This is a genomic window from Allokutzneria albata (genome assembly GCF_900103775.1).
Classification (GTDB): domain Bacteria; phylum Actinomycetota; class Actinomycetes; order Mycobacteriales; family Pseudonocardiaceae; genus Allokutzneria; species Allokutzneria albata.
In genome coordinates this window covers 8,092,855-8,104,517 of sequence record NZ_LT629701.1, presented here as the reverse complement: position 1 = coordinate 8,104,517, position 11,663 = coordinate 8,092,855, and the positions used below count along the sequence as shown (strand labels likewise).

The window sequence follows — 11,663 nt, the reverse complement described above, 5'->3', positions numbered from 1 at the left end:
ACAGAACCGCCAGCCGCGAGAGCACAGGGAACTCCTCCTCTAGGGATTACCGCGCAGTCCGATGGTGGCGCTGGCCCTGCGCACGGTGGCGCACCCGTGGCTGGGCAGCAGGTCGTCGAGGAAGTGGTAGCCGCGGAGGCCGTCGTCCGGGCGGCAGCTCAGCGCCCGCCACCACATGGCGATGTCGCACCAGCCCGGCGCCGACAGCGATCCGCCGAAGTGCTGCACGGACAACGCCGCGCAGAGGTTGGCGAAGTGCACCCGGTCCGCCAGCGGCCAGCCGGCCAGCGTGCCGAACACGAAGCCCGCGCCGAAGACGTCACCGGCGCCGGTCGGGTCGAGCGCGTTCACGTTGAGCCCGCCGACCTCGGCCTCCTCGCCGGTGCGCGAGTCCACCGCGACGGCGCCCTCCCCGCCCCTGGTCACCACGACCACGGGGACGATCTCGGCGAGGGCGCGCGCGGCCGCCTTCGGGTCCTCGGTGCGGCTGTAGCGGGTGGCCTCGACGGAGTTGGGCAGGAACACGTCGTAGCCGTCGAGCAGTTCGCGCAGCATCGACGGCGCCCACTTCTCGCTCGGGTCCCAGCCGACGTCGGCGAACAGCAGCGAGCCGTCCCGCTTGGCCTGCTTGACCCAGTTGTCGCTGTGCAGGTCCACGTGCACGAAGCAGGCCCGGGTCCGCGGCGGCGGGTTGAGCAGCTCGTCCGCGCCGATCGGGGCCGGGTGGCCGTGCGTGACCATGCTCCGGTCCTTGTTGACCGCCATGGACACCGTCAGCGGCGAGTGCCAGCCGTAGAAGCGGCGGGAGTGGGCGAGGTCGACCTTCTCCTGGTTGGCCAGCACGTCCCAGCAGAAGTCGCCGTAGACGTCCTCGCCGAAGGCCGCGGCCAGCCCGGTCCTGAGCTGGAGCCTGCTCAGCGCGACCGCGAGGTTGGCGATCCCGCCGGGGCTGGAGCCCAGGCCGGTCGACCAGATCTCGGTTCCGGTCCTCGGCAGGTGCGGCAGGCCGGTGAAGATGATGTCGAGGAACACCGTGCCGGACAGCAGCACGTCCAGGGCAGGGGGTTCACCGGGGAACTGCGCGCCCGCGTCGAGGTCCACCTCGATCTCGACGTGATCGTGATCGTGGCGCTCGTCGTGTGGGCCATGGGGCGGCTGATGATCCACCGACTCTCCTCCCCTGCGAATTCGTGGAGTCTGCACCTGCGTGCAGATATGTGACAAGACGTGAGCATGCCATTTGACACTGACCGGACATACCACTTCAAACGATCAGCCCTGTGAGCGGTTTTGACTGATAGTGTTCAGATCGTGCTCCCACAGCGGCGACACTCGGAGATCCTGCGCTGCCTGTCGCGGGAAGGTTCGGCCACCGTCAGCACCCTCGCGGAACTGCTGGACGCCAGCCCGGCCACCATCCGCCGCGACCTGATCTGCCTGGAGCGCGACGGCGTGCTGACCAGGGTGCACGGCGGGGCGATGATCAGCCCGGACGCCGAGCCGCCCTTCGACTACGCCGCGGGCGAGGACCTCGCGGACAAGGACGCCGTCGCGAAGGCGGCCGCGGCCATGGTCGCCGACGGCGAGGTGCTGCTGCTGGACATCGGCACCACCACCCACCGCCTGGCAGCGCACCTGCACGGGCGGTCGGTCACCGTCATGACGAGCAACCTCGCTGTCTACGAGGAACTGGTCAGCGACCACGCGGTGCAGCTCATCCTGCTCGGCGGCGTGGTGCGGCGGAACTACCGGTCGATGGTCGGCTTCCTGACCGAGGACGCGCTGCGCCAGGTGCGGGCGAACCGGCTGTTCCTGGGTACCGCGGGGGTGCGCCCGGACGGCTCGGTCATGGACGACACCGTGGTCGAGGTGCCGCAGAAGCGGGCCATGCTCGCCGCGGCCGACCAGGTGGTGCTGCTCGCCGACGCGGCGAAGTTCCCCGGCGCGGGGCTGGCCAGGATCTGCGGGCCGGACGAGGTGAACGTCCTGGTCACCAACACCGGGGCGGACGAGCGGACGCTGAACACGATGGGCGAGGCCGGGGTGGAGGTAGTGCGCGCATGAGACTGGTCGTGCTGGGCGGGGGCGGGTTCCGGGTCCCACTGGTGCATTCGAGCCTGCTGGACGATCCGGACCGGCTGGTCGACGAACTGGTGCTCCATGACGTGGACCCCGTGCGGCTCAAGGGGATCTCGGCCGTGCTCGACCGCCAGGCGGCCGATCGCGCGTGGCGGCCCCAGCTGCGGGTGACGACCTCGCTGGAAGACGCGGTGCGCGGGGCGGACGTGGTGTTCTCCGCGATCCGGGTCGGCGGGCTGCGCGGGCGCACCCTGGACGAGCGCGTGGCGCTCGGCGAGGGCCTGCTCGGCCAGGAGACCGTCGGCGTCGGCGGGATCTGCTACGCGCTGCGGACGATCCCGGTCGCCGTGGAGATCGCGTCCACAGTGGACAGACTGGCCCCGGACGCGTGGCTGATCAACTTCACCAATCCTGCCGGCATGGTCACCGAGGCCATGTCGGCCGTGCTCGGCGACCGCGTCGTGGGCATCTGCGACTCCCCCGTCGGCCTGTGCCGCCGGGTGGCTCGCGCGCTGGACGTTCCTTTCGACCGCGCGGGCTTCGACTACGTCGGGCTGAACCACCTGGGGTGGCTGCGTGCCGTGCGGGTCAACGGCCACGACCGGCTGCCGGCGTTGTTCGACGATCCGGTCGCGCTGACGTCCTTCGAGGAGGGCAAGCTCTTCGGCGCTTCGTGGCTGCGGACGCTGCGCGCGATCCCCAACGAGTACCTGCACTACTACTACTTCGCACGCGAGACCCTGGCCGAAGTCGCTTCCGCGGAGTCGACTCGCGGCGAGTTCCTTCTCTCCCAGCAGGACCAGTTCTACTCGCAGGTGTTGTCCGCGCCCGACGCCCTCGCGTTGTGGGAGGCCGTCCGCCTGGAGCGCGAGAGCACGTACATGGCCGAGGGGCGCGCCGTAGCCGACGTCGGTGAGCGCGACGCGTGCGACATGGACGGCGGCGGCTACGAGCAGGTCGCGCTCCGGTTGATGGCTTCGATCGGCGGCAACCAGCGCGAGTCGCTGATCCTCAACGTGCGCAACCGCGGCGCTGTCCCCGGGCTCCCCGCCGATGCCGTCGTCGAGGTGCCGTGCGTCGTCGACGGCAACGGCCCCCGCCCCATCGCCACCGACCCGCTGCCCGAGCACGCCATCGGCCTGATGCGCCACGTCAAGTCCTGCGAGCGCGCCGCCATCACCGCCGCCGTGGACCGCGACCGCGACCAGGCACTGCTCGCCCTCGGCTCCCACCCGCTGGTCGACTCCGTGGCCGCGGCCGAGCGCACCCTCGACGCCTACATCGCCGCCTTCCCCGCCCTCGCCGACCTCAAGCCCTGACCCCGCTTTCGCACCGAATGAGTCATTCGGTGCGTTCAAGTACCTCAATGACTCATTCAGTGCGTAAACGGAGGCCGGGATGGGGGGCGGCGCTAGTTGGGGATCGTGCCGCGGGCGTCCGTCGTGCCGGGATTCGGGCGTCGCGACTTCCGCACCTCCCAGGCCCAGCCGACCGCGATGAGAACGAGGACGGTGAGCACCAGCACCGCGCCCTCGTAGGCGCCGCTCACCAGGTCCCAGAGGATCAGCATGAGGCCGTTGAAGGCGGAAGCGGCGGCGACGCCGCCGACGAGGAAGCCGGTGATGCCGACGACAATGGTGACGGTCTGGCCGGCAGCCCGGGGCACGAACCGGGCGACCCCGGCGCACAGCGCGCCGACCAGCACGGCGTCGGCGATGATCATGACGAGCGCGGCGACGGCGCTCGGCTCTTCGCGGCCCAGGTAGCGGTCGAGCCGATCCCAGCCCTCGTCGGAACCCGTGAGGCCGACGACGCCGAGGGCGATGATGAGCGCCATCAGCACGGCGACGCCCTTGCCCTGCCACATCTTCGGGGTCCCCTCGGGTGCACGGGCGGTGAGAACCCTGGTGGCCCGCCGCGCGTGGACGTGGGCGGTCGGCTGCTCGGCGGTCGCGGCCAGTGCCTGGGCGATCGTCGGCCTGGCGCCCGGGTCCTTGTCCAGCAGCCGGGTGATGAGCGGGGTGAGCCTGCCGGCTCGGGCCGGCTCCGGTGGCTGCTCCAGCAGGACAGCGGTCAGCGCCGCGGTCGAGGTGTCGCGGCGGAACGGCGAGACGCCCTCCACGGCCTGGTACAGGGTCGCGCCCAGGGAGAACAGGTCGCTGGCCGGGAGTCCGTCCGTGCCGTGCAGCCGCTCCGGGGCGGTGTACTCCGGCGAGCCGACGATCATCCCGGTCGCGGTCAGGGTGGTGTCGGTGGTGTGGACCGCGGTCCCGAAATCGGTGAGCAGGACCTTGCCGTCGGAGGCGAGCATCACGTTGGCCGGCTTGATGTCGCGGTGCACGACACCTTCCCGGTGCGCCGCGCCGATCGCCGTCAGCAGCGCCGTGGCGACGTGCGCGGCCTGGTCCACCGGCAGCGGGCCGTGCGCCTTGATGTGCTGGTCCAGCGAGCAGCCGTCGACCAGTTCCATGACGATGCAGGGCAGGCCGTTCTCGACGACGACGTCGTGGATGGCGACGATGTTCTCGTGCTTGCGCAACCGGGCGGCGTTGCGGGCCTCGCGCGTGGCGCGCGCCAGACGCTCGGCCTGTTCGGCCTCCGACATCCCCGGCAGCAGCCGCAGCTCCTTGATCGCCACATCGACGTCGAGGGCCTCGTCACGGGCCCGCCAGACCCGCCCGAACCCGCCGGCCCCCAGTTCGGCGACCAACCGGTAGCGCCCGCCGATCACGTGACCGGTCCGCGTCGATGTCATGGCCTCCCCTGCCCGCCCCTGCCGGCACGACAGTCGATCACAGTACATCCACGGGTGATCGGCGGCGTCACGCCTTTGACGGGGCGGGCGAGGGGGTCAGCGCACGAGGGTCACTCGAAGATCGCGCCGGTGTCGGCCTTGGTGCGCAGCAGCGCAGGCGGGGTGAAGCGGTCGCCGTAGCGCTCGGCCAGCTCCTCGGCGCGGGCCAGGAAACCCTTCGGACCGCCCTCGTAGCCGTTGATGTACTGGAGCACACCACCGGTCCACGGCGGGAAGCCGATGCCCATGATCGAGCCGATGTTCGCGTCCGGGACCGAGGTGATCACGCCCTCCTCGACGCAGCGCACGGTCTCCAGCGCCTCGATGAACAGCAGGCGCTCCACGAGGTCCTGGAACGGCACGTCGTCGGTGTGCCGCACCGGGAACGCCTCCACGAGCCCGGGCCAGAGACGGAGGCGCTTTCCGCCTGTGCCGTTGCTCGACCCCGCAAGCGGGTCTTCGGCGTACTCGTAGAAGCCCGCGCCCGCGGCACGGCCCTCGCGGCCGAACTCCTCGACCATGCGGTCGATCACGGCCTCGCCGGGGTGCGGCGTCCAGGTGCCGCCCGCGTCGATGACGGCCTGCTTGGTCTCGTTGCGGATCTTGCGCGGCAGGGTCAGCGTCAGCTCGTCCATCAGCTGCAGCACCGGCGCGGGGTAGCCCGCCTGCGAGGACACCTGCTCGATGGTCGAGGGGCTGTAGCCCTCGGCGAGCATCGCGACGCCCTCGTTGAGGAAGGTGCCGATGACCCGGCTGGTGAAGAAGCCCCGGCTGTCGTTGACCACGATGGGCGTCTTGCGGATCTGCCGGACCACGTCCACCGCGCGGGCCAGCGCCTCGTCCGAGGTCTGCTCGCCGACGACGATCTCCACCAGCGGCATCTTGTCCACCGGGGAGAAGAAGTGCAGGCCGACGAAGTCCTTGCGGCGCTTGACCCCCTCGGCCAGGCCGGTGATCGGCAGCGTCGAGGTGTTGGACGCCAGCAGCGCGGTCGGCGCGACGACGTCCTCGATCTCGCCGAAGACCTTGTGCTTGAGCGCGGTGTTCTCGAAGACGGCCTCGATCACCAGGTCGCAGCCGTCGAGGTCGGCGACGTCGGCGGTGGGCTTGATCCGGGCGAGCACCTCCTCGCGAGCCTCCACAGTGGACCGTCCACGGGAGACGGCCTTGTCGAGGATCCTCTGCGAGTACGCCTTGCCCTTCTCCGCGCTCTCGACGGAGACGTCCTTGAGCACGACCTCCATACCGGACTTCGCGCACACGTAGGCGATTCCCGCGCCCATCATGCCCGCGCCGAGCACCGCGACCTTGGTGGCCTGCCAGGCGGGGACGTCCTTCGGCCTGCTGCCGCCGGAGTTGGCGTGCTGCAGGTCGAAGAAGAACGCCTTGATCATGTTCTTCGCCACCTGGCCGGTCGCCAGGTCGACGAAGTAGCGGGTCTCGATCCGCAGCGCGGTGTCGAAGTCGACCTGCGCGCCCTCCACCGCTGCGGCCAGGATGTTGCGCGGCGCGGGCATCGGGGCGCCCTTGAGCTGCTTGCGCAGGTTGGCCGGGAACGCGGGCAGGTTCGCCGCGAACTTCGGGTTGGACGGGGTGCCGCCGGGGATCTTGTAGCCCTTGACGTCCCAGGGCTGCACGGCCTCCGGGTTCGCCTTGATCCACTCACGCGCCCGCGCCAGCATCTCCTCCGGCGTGGCCACGATCTCGTCGATGAGGCCGACCTCCTTGGCCTCCTGCGCGCGCATCTGCTTGCCCTGCAACAGGACCTTCATCAGCGCGTCCACGATGCCGAGCATCCGCACGGTGCGCACGACACCGCCACCACCGGGCAGCAGGCCGAGGGTGACCTCGGGCAGGCCGAAGCGCGCCTTGGGGTTGTCCAGCGCGATGCGGTGGTGCGTGGCCAGCGCGATCTCCAGGCCACCACCGAGCGCGGCACCGTTGAGGGCGGCCACGACGGGACGGCCCAGCGTCTCCAGCTTGCGCAGCGCGGCCTTCACGCCCTGCGCGGCGTCGAACGCCTGCTGCGCGTTCTCCGGCTGGATGCGGCCGAGGTCCTTGAGGTCGCCGCCGGCGAAGAAGGTCTTCTTGGCCGAGGTGAGGATGACGCCGGTGATGTTCTCCCGCTCGGCGTGCAGCCGCTCGACGGTCTCGGCCATGGAGCGCTGGTAGCGCTCGTTCATCGTGTTGGCCTGCTGCTCCGGGTCGTCGAGGGTGAGGACGACGATGCCGTCCTGGCCGGACTCCCAGCGAATGGTCTCAGTCATTGTCCGTCTCGCTCCCGGGAATTCAGACGCGCTCGATGATCGTGGCGATGCCCATGCCGCCCCCGATGCACAGGGTGGCCAGGCCGTAGCGCGCCTCACGGCGCTCCAGCTCGTCCAGCAGCGTTCCGGTGATCATCGCACCGGTCGCGCCGAGCGGGTGGCCCATCGCGATCGCGCCGCCGTTGACGTTGACCTTGTCGTGCGAGACGCCCATGTCCTGCATGAAGCGCAGCACCACGGCCGCGAACGCCTCGTTCATCTCGATCAGGTCGATGTCGTCGATGGTCAGTCCGGCCTTGGCCAGTGCCTTGCGGGTGGCGGGCGCCGGGCCGGTCAGCATGATGGTCGGGTCGGCGCCGGAGAGCGCGGTGGCCACCACGCGGGCGCGCGGGGTCAGGCCGAGGTCCTTGCCCACCTGCTCGCTGCCGATGAGCACGAGCGCGGCACCGTCGACGATGCCGGAAGAGTTGCCTGCGGTGTGCACGTGGTCGATCCGCTCGACCCAGTGGTACTTCTGCAGCGCCACCGCGTCGAAGCCGCCCATCTCGCCCATCGCGGCGAAGGAGGGCTTGAGCGCGCCGAGGCTCTCCACGGTGCTGTCCGGGCGGACCTGCTCGTCGTGGCCGAGCACGATGAGGCCGTTGCGGTCGCGCACCGGAACCACGGAGCGGCTGAAGTAGCCGTTGGTCCACGCCTTGCCCGCGCGCACCTGGGACTCCACGGCGTAGGCGTCGACGGCCTCGCGGTCCCAGCCGCCGAGCGTGGCGATCAGGTCGGCGCCGATCCCCTGCGGGACGAATCCCGTGCTGTAGCTGGTTTCCGGGTCCATCGCCCACGCGCCGCCGTCGGAGCCCATCGGCACCCGCGACATCGACTCGACACCGCCCGCGATGACCAGGTCCTCCCAGCCCGAGCGCACCTTCTGCGCCGCGGTGTTGACCGCTTCGAGGCCGGAGGCGCAGAACCGGTTGAGCTGTACACCGGCGACGGTGTCCGGCAGCCCGGCGGCGAGCGCGGCGGTCTTGGCGATCACCGAACCCTGGTCGCCGACCGGGGAGACGACGCCGAGCACGACGTCCTCGATCCGCTGCGGGTCCAGGGTCGGGTTGCGGCGGCGCAGCTCGTCGATCAGGCCCACCACCAGTGAGATCGGCTTGACCTCGTGCAGCGATCCGGTCTTCTTGCCGCGCCCCCGCGGGGTTCGGATCGCGTCGTAGATAAACGCTTCAGACATCTCAGCCGTGCCCTTCAGCCTCGCATCGCTACCGGCGCGTAACAAGCTCACCGCAAGTGTTACACCAGCGCTGTCACATGGGTCAAACTTGTGGCCCCGCTCACGGGAGCAGGCCGGGGCGCGGGGTGGCCGAGCGGCCGAGGCGGGCGATCGCGTCGAGCGGGTGGCGGGACGGGACCGACCAGCGCAGCCGTTTCGGGATCACCGACAACGCCAGCCGGAACGCCCGGGCACCCGAGCTCGCCCCCGCCTCGGAGTACGCCGGACGCCCGTAGAGCCCGATCGCCCAGTCCGGCAGCAACGAGTACGACAGGTGCCCGAGCGGCCGATAGCCCACCCGCATCGGCACGCGCAGCCATGGCGGCATCGGCGGGGTGTGCAGGAACTCGTAGACGAGATCCGCGTCCGGAGTCCGGCGCAGGTGGGGCTTCATCGCGGAGAAGTAGTCCGCCATCTCCCCCACCGAGCCCGGCACGTCGCCGGCGACGAGGCCGACCAGCTCCGCCGAGCGCCGCTGCTCGAAGAAGTACCGGTCCAGGTGCGCTCGCGTGGCGGGGAACCCGGCGCGCACGGTCGCCGACGCGAAGGACGCGACCTCGGCGCAGTGCACCCACAACAGCAGTTCCGGGTCGTCCACCGGGAACTTCTCGCCGGTGTCCTGGTCGCGCCCCTTCAGGGCTTGGTGGATCCGCCGAACGCGCGCGGCGGCCTCGTGCACCTCGGCGTGCGTGCCGTAGGTGGAGAGCCCGACGAAGCTCGCGGTGCGCGACAACCGGCCCAACGGATCCTGAAGGAAGATCGAGTTCTGCACGACGCCGGCGACCGCCCGGGGATGCAGCGCCTGCAGGTACAGGCTGCACACCCCGCCGAGCCACATCGCGGGATCGGCGTGCAGGTTCCACGTCACCGAGTTCGGGCCGAACAGACCTGGATCAACCGTCACGCGGGTCAGGATAGGTCGGCCGTCACAGGCCCATCGAGCGGCCGACGATCTCCTTCATGATCTCCGTGGTGCCGCCGTAGATCGTCTGCACGCGGGAGTCCAGGTACGCCTTCGCGATCGGGTACTCCGTCATGTAGCCGTAGCCGCCGTGCAGCTGCAGGCAGCGGTCGACGACCTTCACCTGCAGCTCGGTGGTCCACCACTTCGCCATCGCCGCGTGCTCGACGGAGAGCTGGTCCGAGAGGTGCTCGCCGATGCAGCGGTCGACGAAGACCCGCGCGATCTGCACCTCCGTCGCCATCTCGGCCAGCTCGAAGCGGGTGTTCTGGAACTTGCCGATCGGACGGCCGAAAGCCTTGCGCTCCAAGCAGTACTGCTTCGTCTGCTCCAGGACGCGCTCGGCGGCGGCGACCGCGGCGACGGCGATGGACAGCCGCTCGCGGGGCAGGTTCTGCATGAGGTAGATGAAGCCCATTCCCTCCTGCCCCAACAGGTTCTCGACGGGAACGCGCACATCGGAGAAGAACAGCTCCGCGGTGTCCTGCGCCTTCAGGCCGATCTTGTCCAGGTTGCGTCCGCGCTCGAACCCCGGTGTGCCGCGCTCCACCACGAACAGGCTGATGCCCTGGTGCCCGGCGCCCGGGTCGGTGCGTGCCACCACGATCACCAGGTCGGCGTGGATCCCGTTGGAGATGAAGGTCTTCGAGCCGTTGATCACGTACTCGTCGCCGTCCCGGACGGCCGTCGTGGTGATCCCCTGGAGGTCCGAGCCGACGCCGGGCTCGGTCATCGCGATGGCCGTGACCAGCTCCCCTGAGCAGAATCCCGGAAGCCACCGGCGTTTCTGCTCCTCGGTGCCGAGCTTGAGCAGGTACGGCGCGATGATGTCGTTGTGCACCGGGAAGCCGACCCCGCTCGCCCCGACCCGGACCAGCTCCTCGTCGAGGATCGCCTGGTAGCGGTAGTCGTCCACACCCCCGCCGCCCAAGGACTCCGGCACGTCCATGCCGAGCAGCCCCTGCGCTCCCGCCTTCGTCCACAGCTCACGGCTGACGATGCCGTCGGCTTCCCACTGCGCGTGGTAGGGCTCGATCTCCTTGGCCACGAAGGTCCTCGCGGCGTCGCGGAGCGCGTCGTGGTCGGCGGTGAACAGCTCGCGCCGCATCTCAGTCCTCGTTTCTCTGGTGCACGGCACCGGACTCGATGAGTTCATCCACATCGGACAGACCCCACTCGGTGAGCACGGCCCTGGTGTGGCTGCCCGGCGCGGCGGGAACGCCGACCGGAGGTGCCGGAGTGGCGGAGAAACGCGGCGCGGGCGCGGGTTGCACCACACCGCCGGGCGCCACGAAGACACCACGCGCCTTGTTGTGCGGGTGATCCGCGGCCTCGGTCATGCCCAGCACCGGCGAGACGCACGCGTCGGTGCCCTCGAACACCTTCGCCCACTCGTCGCGGGTCCGGCTCGCGAAGATCTCCGCGATGCGCCGCCGCAACTCGGGCCAGTTGGCCGGATCGGTGCGATCCGGCAGCCCATCGGGGTCGAGCAACCGCTCGAACTCCGCGTAGAACTGCGGCTCCAGCGCGCCGACGGCCATGTGACCGCCGTCCGCCGTCTCGTACACGTCGTAGAACGGGGCACCCGTGTCGAGGAGGTTCACACCGCGCCGGTCCTGCCAGCCACCGGCGGCGACCATCCCGTAGATCATCGCACTGAGGTGCGCCGTGCCGTCCACGATCGCGGCGTCCACGACCTGACCCCGGCCGGTGCGCCCCGCCTGGATCACCGCGGACAGCACGCCGACCGCCAGGTACATGGCGCCGCCACCGAAGTCCCCGACGAGGTTCATCGGCACCTGCGGCGGCCCGCCCGCGCGCCCGAAGGCGTGCAGCGCACCGGTGATCGCGATGTAGCCGATGTCGTGCCCGGCGGACGCGGCGAGCGGGCCGTCCTGCCCCCACCCCGTCATCCGGCCGTAGACGAGCCGGGGGTTGCGCGCCAGGCACGGCTCCGGCCCGACGCCCAGCCGCTCCGCGACACCCGGGCGGAAGCCCTCGATGAGCACGTCGGCCTGTTCCGCCAGGCGGAGCACGACCTCGGCGCCACGCTCGTGCTTGAGGTCGACGACCACCTCACGGCGGCCCCGGCCGAGCACGTCGTTGGCATCCCTCGGCAGCAGCCCGCCGCCTCCCGGCCGGTCGACGCGGACGACCTCGGCACCGAGGTCGGCCAGCAGCATGCCGCAGAACGGCGCGGGGCCGAGCCCGGCCAGCTCGACGACTTTGATCCCGGAGAGCGGACCCGCCACGCTCCACCGCCCTTCGCGCGGGAACGACCTGGACGTG

Annotated in this window: 9 protein-coding genes; 2 read left to right on the top strand and 7 right to left on the bottom strand. The window is 70.6% G+C overall.

Annotated elements, in window-relative coordinates:
* Positions 1 to 39: 39 nt before the first annotated feature.
* On the bottom strand, positions 40 to 1,167 hold the full coding sequence (locus tag BLT28_RS37185) for a carbohydrate kinase family protein (protein ID WP_322788471.1): 1,128 nt from the start codon (positions 1,165 to 1,167) through the stop codon (positions 40 to 42).
* Between the two features lie 144 nt (positions 1,168 to 1,311).
* Here BLT28_RS37185 and BLT28_RS37180 point away from each other — a divergent pair, with 144 nt between their 5' ends.
* Positions 1,312 to 2,064 (top strand): DeoR/GlpR family DNA-binding transcription regulator, encoded by a 753-nt coding sequence (locus tag BLT28_RS37180; protein WP_030428489.1) that lies wholly within the window; start codon positions 1,312 to 1,314, stop codon positions 2,062 to 2,064.
* Positions 2,061 to 3,398 carry a 6-phospho-beta-glucosidase gene (locus tag BLT28_RS37175; RefSeq protein WP_030428490.1) on the top strand — a complete coding sequence of 446 codons (1,338 nt, stop codon included), beginning with the start codon at positions 2,061 to 2,063 and terminating at the stop codon, positions 3,396 to 3,398. The genes BLT28_RS37180 and BLT28_RS37175 overlap by 4 nt, the downstream gene beginning before the upstream one ends.
* 92 nt (positions 3,399 to 3,490) lie before the next feature.
* On the opposite strand, the gene BLT28_RS37170 is transcribed toward BLT28_RS37175, so the two are convergent.
* The 6 genes from BLT28_RS37170 to BLT28_RS37145 all read right to left on the bottom strand — a co-directional run bounded on the left by BLT28_RS37170 (position 3,491) and on the right by BLT28_RS37145 (position 11,626).
* Positions 3,491 to 4,834 (bottom strand): serine/threonine-protein kinase, encoded by a 1,344-nt coding sequence (locus tag BLT28_RS37170; protein WP_162184816.1) that lies wholly within the window; start codon positions 4,832 to 4,834, stop codon positions 3,491 to 3,493.
* 110 nt (positions 4,835 to 4,944) lie between these two features.
* Positions 4,945 to 7,140 carry a 3-hydroxyacyl-CoA dehydrogenase NAD-binding domain-containing protein gene (locus tag BLT28_RS37165; protein ID WP_030428492.1) on the bottom strand — a complete coding sequence of 732 codons (2,196 nt, stop codon included), beginning with the start codon at positions 7,138 to 7,140 and terminating at the stop codon, positions 4,945 to 4,947.
* Positions 7,141 to 7,162: 22 nt separating this feature from the next.
* Positions 7,163 to 8,374: an acetyl-CoA C-acetyltransferase gene (locus BLT28_RS37160; RefSeq protein WP_030428493.1), complete on the bottom strand. Its 1,212-nt coding sequence runs from the start codon at positions 8,372 to 8,374 to the stop codon at positions 7,163 to 7,165.
* A 100-nt stretch (positions 8,375 to 8,474) separates the two neighbouring features.
* On the bottom strand, positions 8,475 to 9,317 hold the full coding sequence (locus BLT28_RS37155; protein ID WP_030428494.1) for an oxygenase MpaB family protein: 843 nt from the start codon (positions 9,315 to 9,317) through the stop codon (positions 8,475 to 8,477).
* A gap of 22 nt (positions 9,318 to 9,339) precedes the next feature.
* Entirely contained in the window at positions 9,340 to 10,482 is a 1,143-nt protein-coding gene (locus BLT28_RS37150) for an acyl-CoA dehydrogenase family protein (RefSeq protein WP_030428495.1), read from the bottom strand.
* Between the two features lies 1 nt (position 10,483).
* Positions 10,484 to 11,626 (bottom strand): CaiB/BaiF CoA transferase family protein, encoded by a 1,143-nt coding sequence (locus tag BLT28_RS37145; protein ID WP_030428496.1) that lies wholly within the window; start codon positions 11,624 to 11,626, stop codon positions 10,484 to 10,486.
* Between the last annotated feature and the right edge of the window lie 37 nt (positions 11,627 to 11,663).

Coding starts and splice junctions, on each gene's coding strand:
- BLT28_RS37175 (WP_030428490.1), top strand. CDS start 2,061: ATGAGACTGGTCGTGCTGGGCGGGGGCGGGTTCCGGGTCCCACTGGTG.
- BLT28_RS37170 (WP_162184816.1), bottom strand. CDS start 4,834: ATGACATCGACGCGGACCGGTCACGTGATCGGCGGGCGCTACCGGTTG.
- BLT28_RS37165 (WP_030428492.1), bottom strand. CDS start 7,140: ATGACTGAGACCATTCGCTGGGAGTCCGGCCAGGACGGCATCGTCGTC.
- BLT28_RS37160 (WP_030428493.1), bottom strand. CDS start 8,374: ATGTCTGAAGCGTTTATCTACGACGCGATCCGAACCCCGCGGGGGCGC.
- BLT28_RS37150 (WP_030428495.1), bottom strand. CDS start 10,482: ATGCGGCGCGAGCTGTTCACCGCCGACCACGACGCGCTCCGCGACGCC.